The organism is Algibacter sp. YIN40 (assembly GCF_057219435.1).
Window position 1 is genome coordinate 1,471,282 of sequence record NZ_JBXVVC010000001.1, and the last position, 17,329, is coordinate 1,488,610.

The 17,329-nt window shown below is 33.4% G+C and carries 15 protein-coding genes; 11 read left to right on the forward strand and 4 right to left on the reverse strand.

What is annotated here, in order from left to right; translation table 11 throughout:
- Positions 1–36: 36 nt before the first annotated feature.
- The gene (locus tag AC2D6V_RS06775; RefSeq protein ID WP_484647291.1) at positions 37–1,629 is read left to right on the forward strand and encodes an NADP-dependent glyceraldehyde-3-phosphate dehydrogenase; all 1,593 of its coding nucleotides are present in this window, start codon (positions 37–39) and stop codon (positions 1,627–1,629) included.
- A gap of 151 nt (positions 1,630–1,780) precedes the next feature.
- Positions 1,781–2,302 (forward strand): plastocyanin/azurin family copper-binding protein, encoded by a 522-nt coding sequence (locus tag AC2D6V_RS06780; RefSeq protein WP_484647292.1) that lies wholly within the window; start codon positions 1,781–1,783, stop codon positions 2,300–2,302.
- Between the two features lie 85 nt (positions 2,303–2,387).
- On the opposite strand, the gene AC2D6V_RS06785 is transcribed toward AC2D6V_RS06780, so the two are convergent.
- From AC2D6V_RS06785 to AC2D6V_RS06800, 4 genes are read right to left on the reverse strand one after another with little or no spacing between them, the layout of a single operon-like run.
- A complete protein-coding gene (locus tag AC2D6V_RS06785) occupies positions 2,388–3,845 on the reverse strand; it encodes a Gfo/Idh/MocA family protein (protein WP_484647293.1) in 1,458 nt (485 codons plus the stop codon).
- A 29-nt stretch (positions 3,846–3,874) separates the two neighbouring features.
- Positions 3,875–4,651 (reverse strand): 3-keto-disaccharide hydrolase, encoded by a 777-nt coding sequence (locus AC2D6V_RS06790; protein ID WP_484647294.1) that lies wholly within the window; start codon positions 4,649–4,651, stop codon positions 3,875–3,877.
- 24 nt (positions 4,652–4,675) lie between these two features.
- Positions 4,676–5,263, reverse strand: coding sequence for a gluconate 2-dehydrogenase subunit 3 family protein (locus AC2D6V_RS06795; RefSeq protein ID WP_484647295.1), 588 nt, complete (start codon positions 5,261–5,263; stop codon positions 4,676–4,678).
- Between the two features lie 9 nt (positions 5,264–5,272).
- Complete coding sequence (locus AC2D6V_RS06800; protein WP_484647296.1) at positions 5,273–6,988, reverse strand: GMC oxidoreductase; 1,716 nt, start codon at positions 6,986–6,988, stop codon at positions 5,273–5,275.
- Positions 6,989–7,102: 114 nt separating this feature from the next.
- On the opposite strand from AC2D6V_RS06800, the gene AC2D6V_RS06805 reads away from it, so the two are divergent.
- From AC2D6V_RS06805 to argC, 9 genes are all read left to right on the forward strand, one after another.
- Positions 7,103–8,134 carry a helix-turn-helix transcriptional regulator gene (locus AC2D6V_RS06805; protein WP_484647297.1) on the forward strand — a complete coding sequence of 344 codons (1,032 nt, stop codon included), beginning with the start codon at positions 7,103–7,105 and terminating at the stop codon, positions 8,132–8,134.
- Between the two features lie 97 nt (positions 8,135–8,231).
- Positions 8,232–9,218, forward strand: a complete 987-nt coding sequence (locus AC2D6V_RS06810; RefSeq protein ID WP_484647298.1) for a sugar phosphate isomerase/epimerase family protein — start codon at positions 8,232–8,234, stop codon at positions 9,216–9,218.
- Positions 9,219–9,245: 27 nt separating this feature from the next.
- Positions 9,246–10,478: a nucleoside permease gene (locus AC2D6V_RS06815; RefSeq protein ID WP_484647299.1), complete on the forward strand. Its 1,233-nt coding sequence runs from the start codon at positions 9,246–9,248 to the stop codon at positions 10,476–10,478.
- 2 nt (positions 10,479–10,480) lie between these two features.
- Positions 10,481–11,626: a Gfo/Idh/MocA family protein gene (locus tag AC2D6V_RS06820; RefSeq protein ID WP_484647300.1), complete on the forward strand. Its 1,146-nt coding sequence runs from the start codon at positions 10,481–10,483 to the stop codon at positions 11,624–11,626.
- A complete protein-coding gene (locus tag AC2D6V_RS06825) occupies positions 11,626–12,678 on the forward strand; it encodes a sugar phosphate isomerase/epimerase family protein (RefSeq protein WP_484647301.1) in 1,053 nt (350 codons plus the stop codon). Before AC2D6V_RS06820 ends, AC2D6V_RS06825 begins: the two co-directional genes overlap by 1 nt.
- A gap of 10 nt (positions 12,679–12,688) precedes the next feature.
- A complete protein-coding gene (locus AC2D6V_RS06830) occupies positions 12,689–13,999 on the forward strand; it encodes a 3-keto-alpha-glucoside-1,2-lyase-like domain-containing protein (RefSeq protein ID WP_484647302.1) in 1,311 nt (436 codons plus the stop codon).
- A 515-nt stretch (positions 14,000–14,514) separates the two neighbouring features.
- Positions 14,515–15,138, forward strand: a complete 624-nt coding sequence (locus AC2D6V_RS06835) for a GNAT family N-acetyltransferase (RefSeq protein WP_484647303.1) — start codon at positions 14,515–14,517, stop codon at positions 15,136–15,138.
- Entirely contained in the window at positions 15,138–16,313 is a 1,176-nt protein-coding gene (locus AC2D6V_RS06840; RefSeq protein ID WP_484647304.1) for an argininosuccinate synthase, read from the forward strand. The genes AC2D6V_RS06835 and AC2D6V_RS06840 overlap by 1 nt, the downstream gene beginning before the upstream one ends.
- A 3-nt stretch (positions 16,314–16,316) precedes the next feature.
- Entirely contained in the window at positions 16,317–17,294 is a 978-nt protein-coding gene (gene argC / locus AC2D6V_RS06845) for an N-acetyl-gamma-glutamyl-phosphate reductase (RefSeq protein ID WP_484647305.1), read from the forward strand.
- The last annotated feature ends 35 nt before the right edge of the window (positions 17,295–17,329 follow it).

Here is a 17,329-nt window from a genome sequence, read left to right on the forward strand (position 1 = left end):
GTTTACATTAAATTAGTGCTCTTAAATTTTCAGATTATGAAAGATACTTTTTTAGAAATACCAGAAGAATATAAGATCAAATCACTTTTACATCAAAACACTTATTTAGTTGATGGTGAATTAAAACAATGGAATGGTGAAACAGCTGAGGTATTCTCAACTATTTCATCAACAGAAGATTATAAGCCAACTTTATTAGGAACTATTCCTCAGTTAGGTGAAAAAGAAGCATTAGATGCCCTTAATTCTGCAACATTGGCTTATGATAAAGGAAAAGGCTTATGGCCAACTATGAAAGTAGCCGATAGAATTGCATGCATGGAAACATTTGTTGAACAAATGAAGACTAAGCGTGAAGAAGTTGTAAAGCTTTTAATGTGGGAAATAGGAAAAAATCTACCAGATTCAGAAAAGGAATTTGATAGAACAGTAGATTACATTTATGATACAATTGAAGCTTATAAAGAAATTGACCGAGGTTCAGCAAAGTTTGAAAAGAGTGGTGGTGTATATGCACATATCCGCCGTGGGCCTCTTGGGGTTGTATTATGTTTAGGGCCTTATAATTATCCGCTAAATGAAACTTTTACATTATTGATTCCAGCATTAATCATGGGTAATCCAGTTATTTTTAAACCTGCAAAAATAGGTGTTTTACTTATTTCGCCATTATTGGAAGCATTTCAAAGTAGTTTCCCAGAAGGCGTTGTAAACATAGTATATGGACGTGGTCGTGTGCTGGCAACTCCAATTATGAAGTCTGGTAAAATAGATGTACTGGCACTAATCGGGAATAGTAAATCTGCAAATGCATTGCAAGCGCAACACCCAAAAGGAAATAGATTGCGTATGGTTTTAGGTTTAGAAGCTAAAAATCCAGCCATAGTACTGCCAGATGCCGATTTAGATTTAGCAGTTGAAGAATGTATAGCAGGAACATTATCTTTTAACGGACAGCGCTGCACTGCACTTAAAGTATTGTATGTGCACGAGTCTGTTGTTGAAGAGTTTAATAGAAGGTTTTCGTATAAAGTAGACCAGCTCAAATTCGGAAATCCTTGGGAAGTAGGAGCTAAATTAACACCACTTCCCGAAGAAGACAAACCAGGGTATATTCAAGAATTAATTGATGACGCTAAAGAAAAAGGTGCTGATATATTGAATATTAAAGGAGGAAAAACTACCGATAATTTTATTTTTCCTGCAGTATTGTATCCAGTAAATAAAGAGATGCGTGTTTTTAAAGAAGAACAATTTGGTCCAGTAGTACCTATTGTTTCTTTTTCAGATATAGAAGAACCTCTTGATGATATGGCAGAATCAGATTATGGACAACAAGTAAGTTTGTTTGGTAAAAATGTAAATACTTTATCACCGTTAATTGATACTCTAGTAAATTTAGTATGTCGTGTTAATCTAAATAGCTCATGTCAAAGAGGTCCAGATGTTTATCCATTTACGGGTAGAAAAGATTCAGCATATGGAACCTTGAGTGTTCATGATGCATTGCGATCTTTTTCAATACGAACATTTGTGGCCTCAAAAGATAACGACTATAATAATGCCATTTTAGAAGAATTGTTAGATAAAAAAACATCCAATTTTATTAGCACAGATTATATTTTATAATTTTATTAGATTTACATAGATTTAATTATTTATTAAAGAGGTATGTGTTAAAGTAGCAAAGGTGTATAATTTATTTCAGTGATTAAAACTGTACTAACCTTTTAGTATTATTGGCTATATTTGGACTAGTGTTAAAATAAAATATCAAAAAATGAAATTAACAAAGTTTATATTCCTTTCAATTTTTTCATGTTTAGTGTTAATTGGTTGTGGAGGAAAAGAAGAAAAGAAGAAAGAAGGATTTTCTTATGAGAGTAATAAGACTAGCGAAGTAAAAGGAGATGAAACTGCTGATAAGGATGCTAATAATGTTGTGATTACATCAAATGATTTGATGAAGTTCAATGTTAGTGAAATAAAAGTTAATTCGGGAAAAAAAGTAAGACTTACTCTAAGGCATGTTGGTAAACTTGATATAAATGTAATGGGGCACAATTTGGTAATACTAAAAGAAGGGGTTGATTTAACGGCTTTTGCTGCTAAGGCTTCAATAGAAAGAGAAAATAAATATATACCAAAGAATTCCCAAGATATAATTGCCCACACAGATTTGATTGGAGGAGGACAGGTAACAACTATAGAATTTGAAGCTCCAGCATCTGGAATTTATGATTTTTTATGTAGTTTTCCTGGTCACTCAGGTTTAATGAAAGGAAAATTTATTGTAGAGTAAATAATTGACATAGGAAAAATCATAAACTTTTTTTTAAGTTTCGCTTGAGCGCAGTTTTGTTGGGTCACTATTGTGTATTTTTTAATTAATCTAATTTCCAGCCGTTGCGATATTTTCGTTTTACAAATTGGTTAGCAGATTCAAAATTAGTAACCTTCATATTTTTACCGTCCCATAATAATTTTTTTCTACCAGGATATTCAAATCGATTGTTTTTCGTTTCATTTCTTAGATTAAAACTTCTTATCGCTAAGTTGCCCATTAAAATAGATTCTGTTAATGGTCCAGCAAAATCAAAAGAAGAAGTTAAGGTTTTATGTGCCTCACTATTATAGCCAGCTTTACAAGCTTCAACCCATTGCATATGATGCCCATTCTCAGGTAAGTTACTATTGTCGGCAATATCTTCTTCTTTTGTTGGAAGAATAACATCTCCGTTGTTTAAATAGATTTTCGGATTTCTACCATAGGTTCCGCAAGTCATAATGCCTTTGTCGCCTATCATTATAACGCCATTCGTGCTATTTTCATCTCCAATTGGGTGATCGGCAGGTATAAGCTCCGGATGGAATGGTCTTAAACCACCATCAGTCCAATTAAGTTTAACTGTTGAAGGGTTTTTTTCTGAGGCTTCAAATTTTAACTGTGTTCTTGATGAAGGCGGACAAGATTCAGGATAATAGTCCGGTGTCCAATCTTGGGTGTATATAGAGCCAACGCTAGATTCAACTTCGGTTGGATATCCTAAGCCCAAAACTCTGTATGGTGGGTCCATTAAATGACAGCCCATATCGCCTAGCGCCCCAGTTCCAAAATTCCACCAACCACGCCATTTAAATGGATGATAAAGTGGGTGATAATCGACCCATTCTGCTGGCCCAACCCAGTTATCCCAATCTAAATTATCAAGTAAATTAGGTTTTTCAGTTGGTGTTTTTATACCTTGTGGCCAAACAGGTCTATTTGTCCAAACGTTTACTTGATTTACGGTTCCTATTGTTCCAGAATTAAACCAATCCATCATAGTCTGTACACCTTTGCCAGACGCCCCTTGATTTCCCATTTGGGTTACAATTTTATAGGTGTTGGCCGCTTTGGTAAGTACTCTGGCTTCATGAATATTGTGAGTTAAAGGTTTTTGTACATAAACATCTTTATTTAATTGCATGGCTGCAAGCGTAATAACAGCATGAGTATGATCTGGAGTTGATACAGTTATAGCATCAATATGTGTCATTTCATCTAGTAATTTTCTGTAATCTTTAAACTTTTTCGCTTTTGGGAATTGTTTAAATGCTTCTGCTGCTCTATTCCAATCAACATCACAAATGGCAGCAATATTTGAAGCGCCATTGTTCCAAACATTCATCATATCAGAATATCCTTTGCCTCCAGCGCCTATTACAGCAATATTTAATTTATCACTTGGCGGAATAAAGCCGCTACCCATCACATGTCTTGGTATTATCGAAATTCCTACAGTTGCAATAGATGCTTTTTTTATGAAAGATCTTCTGCTATTTAATTTGCTATTTTTGCTCATAGTTAAAAAATAGTTATGGAATTGTATAGTTACAATTCTAAGATTTCAATATTCCTAAATTCTATAGGATGACTTTCGCTTTGTAAAGAAATATAACCGCTTGTCAGAGGTTGTCCTTCTTTTCCTTGAATTTCTTTAGAAGCGCTATCTAAAAATTGACCTCCAATTATTGGTTTTGAATATGAAATAACAGGGTTCCCGTTAATAATATGAGTAATGGAATCATTGCTTACAATAACTTCTGCATCAACCCACCTTTCATCATAAATGGTTTCGCAGTTAGCTTTTATGCAATGTTCTGTAATCAAATTTTCGTTCATTACTACATGAGTCCCTGGTGTACACAAATTTCCAGATGGTCTAGGTTCGTCAGTATTTATGCCTCCTAATAATTGAGCTTCTAAAGAGATAGGAAAGCCTTGATTTAGTAACATGCTTTCTGGGGATTGACAATGAATCATTATACCACTATTTTTGGTAGCCCAACCTTGACCGCCTTTAACTTGTTGACCTATAAATCTATATTGTAGTCGAAACCTGTAATTTGAAAAAGGCGTTTTATAAAATAAGTGCCCAAATTGATTGGTAAAAGTATCATAATTATCATAAGATACTTTTATAACCTCGTTTTCAATTCTAAAAGTATTGTTATAATTGTTATTAAGTTCGAAACCATTTATTTTAACTGTCCAATCGGTTAAATCTTTACCATTAAAAAGTTTTACCCATTTCTCTGATTCTTTTTTCTCAACGTTTTTGCAATTGTATATAATGCTAATTATTAGAATAAGAATTATTACTCGCATATTTTTGGCATTACTTATTTTTTTTTAATCTAACGACCAAGCTACTCCACCAGTTGCCTCTTCAACCGTCATACAGCTTTCTTTAGGGATACCAGGAACAGGGTCGTAAGCTAAAATTGTTTCCCCAACAGTTTCGCTAGTTATATAAGCATTAATTGACATCCATTTAAAAGTGTGTAATATGTCTGAAATTGTCATAGGATCATCTTCAGGTGTTGGAGATTCATTTAAGAGCATATGATTATCTAATAGATTTTTATAATCATCTTCTGTAAGGTCATTTAAATCGCTTTTAAAATCTGATTTTAATAGATTAATTAAATTGGTAAAACCATGGTTTAGTTTATCTTGATCTTCTAAATCAAAAACCTCATTAATGTATTTGTCTATAAATTCTGGAACATTTACTTCTGTTGCTGATGGCGTATCAGATTTTGGTAAAAAAACATCAACAATTTTTCTTAACACTATACCCTGTTCTCCAGTTAAGAAAGTTGGAATCCAGGTTTTTACTTCGCTTGTGCAACTTTGCAATAGACTTACTAATGTTGGTGTAGCTACTACAAATCCTGCTGTAAGTCCAATGTGTTTTAATGCGTCTCTTCTTTTCATAATAGTATATTAAAGATTGGATTTTTTTAATTCTTCTGCAGCAAAATTTGCAGCTCTTGCAGTAAATGCCATATATGTTAATGACGGATTTTGATTGCCAGCAGAAGTCATAAATGATCCATCGGTAACAAAAACATTTTTACAAGCATGTATCTGATTGTACTTATTTAAAACAGATGTTTTTGGGTCACGCCCCATTCTTGCAGTACCCATTTCATGAATTCCAAGTCCCATACCAACTTTTTCATCATAGGTTTCTATATTTTCACATCCGCCGGCTTCAAGCATTTCAACTGCTTGTTGTTTGATGTCTTCACGCATCGCTAATTCATTTTCTCCAAAGTCAGCATCAAAGGTTATTGTAGGTAATCCCCATTTATCCTTTTTGTCATAATTAAGATACATTCTGTTGTCATGATTTGGTAAAGTCTCTCCAAATCCATGAAAATCCATTTCCCAATCTCCAGGTTTTAAAATGGCTTCTTTTAATTTCGGACCATATTTTAATTCAGCTATTAATTCAGAGCCTCCATCGCGTTTAGCACCTCCTTGGAAACCATAACCTCTAACGAATGAACTCTGGTCTGTATCTCCACCAATATTTCTGAATCTTGGCATATAAGTGCCAGTAGGCCTGCGACCTTTGTAATATTTATCTTCATAGCCTTTTATTATTCCCTTGGCACCAACCTTGAAATGGTGATCCATTACATTGTGACCTAGTTCTCCACTATCATTTCCTAGACCGTTTGGAAATCTTTCGGATTTTGATTGTAACAATATAGATGCTGAAGCCATTGCAGAAGCACATAAGAAAATGATTTTGGCTTTAAACTCAAAAGTTTCATTAGTTTCGGTATCAATAACTTTTACTCCTGTTGCTTTACCTAGTTGTTCATCGTAAATAACCTCATGAACAATTGAGTTTGGTCGCATGGTCATATTTCCCGTTGCTTCAGCTGTTGGGAGCGTAGAAGAGTTACTACTAAAATAAGCTCCAAACGGACAACCTCTCTTGCATCTATTTCTGTACTGGCAAGTGCTTCTACCCATGCCTGGTTTTGTTCCTTCAGTTATATGTGCAACACGGCCAACAGTAAGGACTCTATCTTCATATTTTTCTTTTATAACCGCTTTTAAGTCTTCTTCAACACAATTCAAATCCATTGGCTTCAGTAATTTTTGATCCGGAAAATGTTCAAGTCCTAAGTTTTCACCACTTACACCAATGAATTCCTCAACGCGGTCATACCATGGTTCAATATCTTTATATCTAATTGGCCAATCAACAGCTATACCTTCTCTTTTGTTAGCTTCAAAATCTAAGTCACTTAAACGGTAGCTATGACGCCCCCACATAAGAGAACGGCCACCTACATGATAGCCTCTAATCCAATCAAATCGGCGGTCTTCATTATAAGGATGTAATTTGTCATCAACAAAAAAGTGCTGAACATCTTCATTAGTTGCCGAACTATCTCTGTCTTGTTTGTATTTTCGTTCTCTCGTTTCTCTTAAAGGAGCTCCTCCATTTGGTAAATCCCAAGGATCCATATTTGCCGTTGGATAATCTTCAATATGTTTTACCATTCGTCCACGTTCGAGAACCAGTGTTTTTAATCCGTTTTCGCAAAGTTCTTTTGCTGCCCAACCACCGGAAATACCAGTTCCCACAACAATTGCATCATATTCACTTTCATTAGGGTTTTGATTGTTAATGTTCATTATTGTTAAAATTAAGTTAGTATTTTTAGAAATTTATCAATTAAGTGCCATTAAAATTACACATTTATCGGCAAATTAATTAATTTGCATGTTAAAGTTGTTCAATTTTTTTCAATGAAGATAAATATACAAAATATAGCGCCTTTTGAATCTGACGGTATTGTTTACCACGCAGATACTTGTGTGTCACTTATAGATGCCGTGGATAGAAACAAATTAAAGTTTAAAGCTTTAGCTAGATACACTTACCCAGGTGATCGATTGACCGAAGATACACTTGGATTAAATAGTATAGGTTATTGGGATGCAAATGAACCGCAAGATTGGGGTTTGGATTGGCATAGAAATGAGGGCTTAGAAATTCATTTTTTAGAGTCGGGCACAATGCCTTATGCACAAGGGAGTAATCAAATGGAATTACAGCCCAATTACCTAACAGTTACAAGACCATGGGAGGCACATAAAGTTGGTAATCCTTCGATAGGAATGGGTAAATTTTATTGGGTAATTATAGATTTAGGAGTAAGAAGACCTCATCAAAACTGGATATGGCCTGATTGGATTCTATTATCTTCAAATGATTTGGAAAAATTAACAATCATTTTACGTCAGAACGAAAAAATAGTTTGGAAAACTAATAAACGAATTAGAGATTGTTTTCAAAGAATAGGCAAAGCGGTAGATAATGATAAAGGGGGTTCTAATGCATCAAGAATACGTTTACTAATAAATTATTTACTAATATTAATGTTGGATTTATTGGTGGTTGAAGAAGTTGAGTTGAATGAACAACTCACAGACAGTTCAAGAAGCGTACAATTGTTTTTGAAAGAACTGGATAATAATTTAACGGAGGCCTGGACAATTGAAAAGATGGCACAATCTGCAGGTGTTGGTTTAACCAGATTTACGCATCACTGTAAACAAATTACTAATCTTACACCTATGCGTTATTTAATGATTAAAAGATTGGAAATGTCAAAAGAAATCTTGTTGCAAAATGAAAAAATGAGTGTCCTTGAAGTAGCATTTGCCTGTGGGTTTTCAACAAGTCAATATTTTTCCACCGTTTTTAAGAAACATGAAAAATGTACGCCTATAGAATATCGTCAAAAGCAGTTAGAATTAATCAAAATTGAAATTTAAATTTTTGTTTAAATTATTTCACTGAATAATTATACACATGATTACTATTATGATTTTATATTTTTCGGATTCAAAATTTTCAAAAACAACTTAAGTTATGTTTATTCCTAATGTATCTTCTAAGATAATTTTATCATTTTTTATATTCTTTTTATTGGTTTTGTTCAATTGCGCAGAAACAAAGAAAAAAGAAGTAAAAGAAACTGATTCTGCAAAAATGGAAGTCGCTAAAAAACCATTTTTCAAATTGTCATTAGCACAATGGTCTTTTCATAATGAAATAAATGAGAATGGAACTGATCCTTTCGATTTTGCTAAAGAAGCCAAAGCATTAGGCTTTCAAGCTGTAGAATATGTAAATCAACTTTATGAGAGGCAAATTGACTCTATGGGACTAGATGCCGTTATTGAACGTCTTAAAAATGAAAGTGAAAAACATGGTGTTAAAAATTTATTGATTATGGTTGATCACGAGCCAGATTTAGCAGATCCTGATGAGGACATACGAAATGATGCTGTAGAAGCTCACAAGAAATGGGTAGATGCAGCCGCTTATTTAGGTTGTCATTCCATTCGGGTAAATACATTTGGAGCTAACGACCCTGAAGTCTGGGTGAAAACGGTCAAAGATGGTCTTACAAAATTATCGAAATATGCCGCTACTAAAAACATTAATGTATTGGTTGAAAATCATGGATGGATATCTTCTGATGCTAATAGAGTGATGCAAGTCATTAATGAGATAAATGCGCCGAACTGTGGGACCCTACCAGATTTTGGAAATTGGTGCATCAAACGTTCTGAGGATTATTTCGGCGGAGAATGTCTTGAGGAATTTCCAGATAAGTATGAAGGTATTAAGATAATGATGCCAGCTGCAAAAGCTGTTAGTGCCAAGTCATACGCCTTTGATGAAAATGGTAATGAAACTACTATTGATTTTTTGAAAATGCTGCAAATTATAAAGGACTCTGGATACAAAGGATATATAAGTGTTGAATTAGATATAGATAATAATTCCGAAAAGAAAGGTATTATAGCTACTAGAGATTTATTATTAAAATCGGCTAAGATGATAAAATAATTCAAACTAAAACTAACTAATCTAGAAATGAAAAAATCAACACAATTTCAATTATCCTTTATGATGTTCCTCGAATTCTTTATTTGGGGCGGGTGGTTTGTAACGCTTGGATCGTTTATGGGAAACAATCTTAGTGCAACAGGAGCAGAAACAGGAATGGCATACTCGACCCAATCGTGGGGAGCTATTATTGCACCATTTATTATTGGTTTAATAGCAGACCGATTTTTTAATGCTGAAAAAATTCTTGGAGTGTTACATTTAGTCGGTGCATTTTTAATGTATCAAATGTCGAAATCTACTGAGTTTGCAACCTTTTATCCATATGTTTTAGGATATATGATTGCTTATATGCCAACTTTAGCATTAGTTAATTCAGTATCATTTAATCAAATGAATGATCCAGCAAAACAATTTCCAATAGTTCGTGTTTTTGGTACTATAGGATGGATTTTGGCAGGTTTAGTAATTAGTTTTGTGTTTAAATGGGATTCAATAGAAAATATTGGACAAGGTCTGTTATCAAATACGTTTACTATGGTAGCTATTGCTTCAGCTGTTTTAGGAGTATTTAGCTTTACACTGCCCAAAACACCACCAAGTGTTTCCAAAGATGAAAAAGTAACGATTAGTGATATTTTAGGTTTGGAAGCTTTAAAATTATTAAAGGATAGAAATTTTTTAGTGTTCTTTTTATCTTCCGTATTAATCTGTATTCCGCTAGCATTTTACTATCAAAACATCAGCCCGTTTTTAACAGAATATAAGGTTGAAAATTCTACTGCTTGGGCTTCTTTAGGACAAATGTCCGAAGTAGGTTTTATGCTATTATTGCCATTTTTCTTTAAGAAATACGGATTTAAAAAAACCATCCTTTTCGGTATGTTAGCTTGGGCAATCCGTTATGCGTTATTTGCATTTGGTAACGCAGGAGATTTATTTTTTATGCTAGTTATTGGTATTGCTTTACATGGCATATGCTATGATTTTTTCTTCGTCTCAGGTCAGATTTATACCGATTCAAAAGCCGGTGAAAAAGTTAAAAGTGCAGCTCAAGGTTTAATTACATTGGCAACTTATGGTATTGGTATGCTAGTTGGTTTTTGGGTGTCAGGACAAATAGTAGATAAAAATGTGCTAGCAGATGGTACACATAGCTGGTTAGATATTTGGCAATTTCCAACATTATTTGCTATAGGTGTGTTCGTATTGTTTGCATTCTTATTTAAAAATGAAAAAGTAGAATATAAAGACGCTTAAAAATGGGTAGTAGGATTAGACTTGGGATATTAGGAGGCGGAGGAGATTCTCTTATTGGTGTTTTGCATCGTGTCGCTTCGGCTATGTATGATAAGTATCAAATAGTTGGAGGTGTTTTTAATCCAAATTGGGAAGAAAATATTGGTTTTGCAAAACAAATTGGTTTGGCAACAAATAGAATTTACAAAGATTTTGACACCTTAGTTGATGAAGAATTAAAACTTCCAGAATCTGAAAGAATGCAAGTAGTGTCCATTTTAACACCTAATTTTTTGCATTTTCCTATGGCAAATAAGTTATTAGAAAGTGGTTTTAATGTTATTTGTGAAAAACCAATGACAACGACTTATGATGAAGCCAAAATTTTAAATACTACTTTAAATAAAGTCAAAACTGTTTTTGCTGTAACTTACACGTATACCGGTTATCCAATGATTCGCCAAATGCGCGAAATGATTTTAAATGGCGATTTAGGAAATATTCAAAAGATAGATGCGCAATACTATCAAGGTTGGATAAACCCTATCATTCATGATAAAGAAAAACGATCGACAACATGGCGTTTAAATCCTGAAAAATCAGGAATTAGTTGTTGTGTGGGAGATATTGGAACCCATGCTTTCGATATGTTAGAATATGTATCTGGTTTAAAAGTTGAATCGATTTTAGCAGATTTAAACTATTTGTATTCTGATAATAAAATGGATATAGACGGAACTGTATTACTTCGTTGTTCAAACAATGTGAAAGGGGTTATCTGTACAAGCCAAATTGCAACAGGGGAAGAAAACAGTTTTATTGTAAAAGTTTACGGTGATAAAGCAGGATTAAAATGGGAACAGGAAAATCCTAATTATTTATATTTAATGGAAGATGGGAAACCACTCCGTTTATTAAAACCTGGTCATGCTTATAATTCTAAGTTATCTTTAGATGGAACAAAATTACCACCTGGACATCCTGAAGGCATTTTTGACTCTATGGGGAATATTTATAAAGGAGTGGCAAAAGCTATTAACAAAGAGCCTTACAATCCTGGAGAATTCCCAACGATTATTGATGGTGTTAGAGGAATGAATTTTATTGAAAAGGCTGTAGAGTCTCACCAAAATGGAAATATTTGGGTAAACATTGAAACTACAGAATGATGAAAACTATAAAAGGGCCTGCTATTTTTTTAGCACAATTTATGGATAGTAAAGCGCCATTTAATTCGTTAAATGGTTTATGTAAATGGGCTTCAGATTTAGGCTATAAAGGTATTCAAGTTCCTACACTAGATAAGTCAATTATAGATTTAGATATTGCTGCAGAAAGTCAAACATATTGTGACGATTTTAAAGGAAAAATAAACAGTTATGGGTTAGAAATTACTGAACTTTCAACTCATATCCAAGGGCAGTTAGTAGCGGTTCATCCTGCTCATAATATTATGTTTGATGTTTTTGCTCCAGAGCATTTAAAGGGAAATTATAAAGAACGCACCTCTTGGGCAATTGATCAAATGAACAAAGCTGGAATTACCAGTAGACGCTTGGGCTTAAAAACACATGCAACATTCTCTGGTTCATTGCTTTGGCCAATGATGCATCCATGGCCACAACAACCAAAAGGACTAATTGAATACGGTTTTAAGGAATTAGCGAACCGTTGGAAGCCAATTTTAAATACGTTTGAAGAAAACGGTGTGGCCGTTTGTTACGAGGTGCATCCGGTTGAAGACATTCATGATGGTGATACATTTGAGCGTTTTTTAGAAGCGACAGGAAGTCATAAAGCAGTTAATATACTTTATGATCCTTCTCATTTTGTGCTTCAACAATTAGATTATATTAAGTACATAGATCACTATCACGAGTTTATTAAAGCGTTTCACGTTAAAGATGCGGAGTTCAATCCTACAGGTAAAAAAGGAACATTTGGAGGTTACAACGACTGGAAAGATCGAGCAGGTCGTTATCGTTCCCCAGGAGATGGGCAAATAGACTTTAAAACAGTCTTTTCAAAATTAACGGAATATGGTTGCGACGTATGGGCAGTTTTAGAATGGGAATGTGTGTTAAAAAGTCCAGAACAAGGTGCTAAGGAGGGTGCTAAGTTTATAAATGATCATATAATAGAAGCTACTAATAAACGTTTTGATGATTTCGCAGGGAGTGATACCGATGATGAACAATTGAAAAAAATACTGGGAATTTAATTTTAGAAGAATGAAAAAAGAAATATTAATAGTCTTTATTTTACTTGGCTTTATAGCATGTAGACAAGCCCTAAAACAATCTACCGAAATTGAAATTAATGAGAAACTAAAAGAACAGGCAAAAACTCTTTATGAAGGTGTGTTTATTGATGTGCAGGATTCGCTCATTCTCGATGAAATTGATGTCAATGTATTGAAAGAAACTCGCCTTTTGAAGAATATTAATTTGAGGGATTCAAGTGAATTTTGGGGTTCTAAAAAGGACTTTGCATTATTTGCAATGGGAAGTATTGCAGTACCCGAAAGCGGCAACTACTACTTTAGATTAACGAATAGTGGAAAGATCAAATTAAAACTTGACAACAAAGATCTTGTTGTTAATGAGCTAGTACATAGTAAGGAAATTAATATGAGTAAAACGTATTTGGAAAAGGGCTTTACTATTTTTGAATACGAATATTATCCTGCTTTGAAGGATCCATATTTAGTTTTAGAATGGTCGAAAGACGGCGAGCGATATGAAGTAATTCCTGATTCAAGTTATAATAATTTAGATGCATTTACAGTAGAAAACTGGAGTGGTGAAGAAACCAATAATGCTGATGAAATTGTTCCTGACAACACGCTTTCAAAATTAGAGAAAGAAGAAGGTTGGCAACTTCTTTTTGATGGAAAAACTACCAAAGGATGGCATACATATAATAAGCCAGGAACAATTGGTCGCAAGTGGGTAGCCAAAAATGGGATGCTTGTTTTTGAAGGAAGAGATCGATTTGAATTTTTTGTTGCTGGACGTAAAATTGAATTGGGTCCGACCAACAAGGTTTTCGATGGAGGAGAAGATATTGTAACCGACGACTCTTTTGAGAATTTTGAATTAGCGCTAGAATGGAAGATTTCAGAAGCTGGAAACAACGGCATTTTTTATACTGTTCAAGAAGATAAAAAATATGATGAAAATTGGAAAACAAGCCCGGAAATGCAAGTAATGGATAATCAAAAGCACAAAGATGGACTTATAAATAAACATCGTGCAGGTGATTTGTACGATTTAATTGCATCGAATCCAATTCGGGTAAAACCACAAAGTAAATGGAATACGGTTCGAATTATTAAAAACAAGGGTAAAATAGAGCATTGGCTAAATGGAACTAAAGTTATAAGCTATGATTTAAATTCGGATGTTTGGAAAGATATGATTTCCAAAAGTAAATTTTCAGATTTAACAGAATTTGCTAACCCAGGTCCAGGAAAAATTGGCTTTCAGGATCATGATAACGCAGTTTACTATAAAAACATAAAAATTAGAGTAATTAATTAAACAATAAAAATTAGCAGTTAAATACTCAGTCAGTCGTTTTGCCTATTAAAACAACTTTAAGATAAAAATGCCATAATCATCGCGCATTTTTTTGGAAAATGCATAAATAGATTACATATTTTAAAATAAAAACCCGTTTAAAAAGAGATTTCTGTAATTTTATTCAAAAACTATATCATTATTAGGCGATTTTGAAATAAAATTTTAGTTTTACATAATGAAAAATTCTAAAAATAAAATACGTTGTACTACACCCGGTTTGCCCGTGCGCTGTCGCCGCCGCTTCTAATACTTAGCTTAGTAAACCAAAAACGTAATTTTAATTTTTCAAAAAGTGTTCAATTTTTTCATCATAGCAGTTCAAAATAAAGTTAATTTAATAATTAACAATAGTTCTATTATGCGTCGTCGTTTTCCTCGTCGCCCGTAAGGGTATGTTTCAATTTATTGAACTAGGTGAGTCCAGTTCAGCAATCAAGACAAATTAAAATTCAACATTATATCAAATTAGGAAAATGAAGATTGTAATAGCCGATAAATCACATATTAAATACGCAAAAGCCATTTGCGAAACAATTGCCGAATCTGCTATGGTTAGAGGAACTGGTATTGCAAAGCGAACACCAGAATATATTGCTAATAAAATGAAAAATGGCAATGCAGTAATTGCACTTGATGGTAATAAATTTACAGGATTTTGCTATATAGAAAAATGGGGTCATGGTAAGTTTGTTGCGAATTCTGGATTAATTGTACATCCAGATTATCGAGGAAAAGGACTTGCTAAGAAAATCAAACATAAAGTGTTTGAACACTCCAGAAATAAATTCCCAGATGCTAAGGTTTTTAGTATTACTACAGGGTTACCGGTTATGAAGCTTAATAGCGATTTAGGTTATAAACCTGTTACATTTTCAGAGTTAACAGATGATCAAACCTTTTGGGATGGCTGTCAAACCTGTAAAAACTATGATGTTTTAACGCGTACCAATAGAAAAATGTGCTTGTGTACAGGGATGCTTTTTGATCCTAAAAATATTGAAAGTGCGGAAAAATCTCAGGTTAAAGAAAAAGCATTTAAAAGATTAAAAAGAATAAAAGAGGCCTTGTTCCTTAAAAAAGATAAAAATAAAAAGTAATGAAAAAATTAGTAATTGCCTATAGCGGTGGATTAGACACATCATATTGTGCCGTTAGTTTATCCAAGGAATATGATGTTCATGCGGTAAGTATAAATACAGGCGGATTTACCCTAGAAGAAATTAATCATATTGAAAGTAATGCCTATAAAATGGGTGTTTCAACTTATAAAAATATTGATGCGGTAACTACGTTTTACCAAAAAGTAGTGAAGTATTTAATTTTTGGAAACGTCTTAAAAAATAATAGCTATCCGCTTTCTGTAAGTGCTGAGCGTATTATTCAGGCTATTGAAATTATTGAGTACGCTAAAAGTATTGATGCTGAGTATATTGCTCATGGTAGTACTGGAGCAGGAAATGATCAAGTTCGTTTCGATATGATTTTTCAAACATTGGCACCAAATATCAAGATCATTACGCCAATTAGAGACCAGAAATTAACAAGACAACAAGAGATTGATTACCTAAAAGAAAATGGTGTTGAGGCGTCTTGGGAAAAAGCAAAATATTCAGTTAATAAAGGGCTTTGGGGAACAAGTGTTGGTGGAGAAGAAACTTTGACATCAGAAAAACCACTACCAACTGAAGCATATCCGTCACAATTAAAAAAAGAAGGCGAAGAAAAAGTTATTTTAACGTTTAAAGGCGGTGAGTTTGTTGCTTTAAACGGTGAAAAAAATGTCCCTGAAGTGAATATTGAAAAGTTAAATGATATTGCTTCAGCTTATGCTATTGGTAGAGATATTCACGTGGGTGATACTATTGTTGGAATTAAAGGGCGTGTTGGTTTTGAAGCTGCTGCTGCTTTAATTACCGTGAAAGCACACCATTTATTAGAAAAACATACTTTGACTAAATGGCAATTACAACATAAAGAATATTTATCTAGCTTCTATGGTATGCATTTACATGAAGGACAATATTTAGATCCTGTAATGCGTAACATTGAAGCTTTTTTACAAAGTAGTCAAGATATGGTAACGGGTGATGTTATGGTAACATTGAAACCTTATCACTTCTCATTAGACGGAATTAACTCAGAGCATGATTTAATGAGTGCTAAGTTTGGAAGTTACGGAGAGGAAAACAGAGCTTGGACAGCTGATGATGCTAAAGGGTTTATTAAAATTCTAGGAAATCAAAATAAAATTTATAGACAAGTAAACTCTTAAATTATGATAAAAGTTGGAATTATTGGGGGTGCTGGTTATACGGCTGGAGAGTTAATTAGATTATTAATTAATCATCCTGAAACTGAAATCGATTTTGTGTTTAGTACATCTAATGCTGGAAACAAAATAAGCAAGATACATCAAGATTTAGTGGGTTCTTTAGATTTAGAATTTACCAATACTGTAAATTCAGATGTAGATGTGTTATTTTTGTGTTTAGGTCATGGTAATTCTGTTAAGGTTTTATCGGCTAATACATTTTCCAGTAACACAAAAATTATTGATTTAGGAAATGACTTTAGATTAGAATCTGATAAAGTTTTTAAAGGAAAAACATTTGTTTATGGCTTGCCAGAATTACAAATAGAAAATATCAAGACTGCAAAATATATTGCAAATCCTGGTTGTTTTGCAACAGCTATTCAGTTAGCATTACTGCCATTAGCAGAGAACAATTTATTGGATAGTGATGTGCATGTTAATGCCGTTACAGGTGCCACTGGTGCTGGGACTTCATTATCTGCAACAACCCATTATACTTGGAGAGACAACAATTTTTCGTATTACAAACCGTTTACGCATCAGCATTTAGGAGAAATTAATCAGTCGGTAAAACAATTACAGAATAATTTTTCTTCCGAAATTTTATTTATGCCAAATCGAGGGAATTTTTCAAGAGGAATATTTGCAACAGTGTACACAGATTTTGAAGGAACAATAGAAGACGCTAAAGATATTTACAAGTCTTTTTATAAGGATGCTAATTTTACATTTGTTTCAGATGAAAATTTACATTTAAAACAAGTAGTAAATACTAACAAGTGCTTAATTCATTTACATAAGCATAACGGAAAATTATTAATTACAAGTATTATTGATAATTTATTAAAAGGAGCTTCTGGTCAAGCTATTCAGAATATGAATTTAATGTTTGGTTTAGAGGAAACAACAGGGTTACAATTAAAAGCAACTTATTTTTAAAATATTTTGTCATACCTGCGAAGGCATGAATCCAC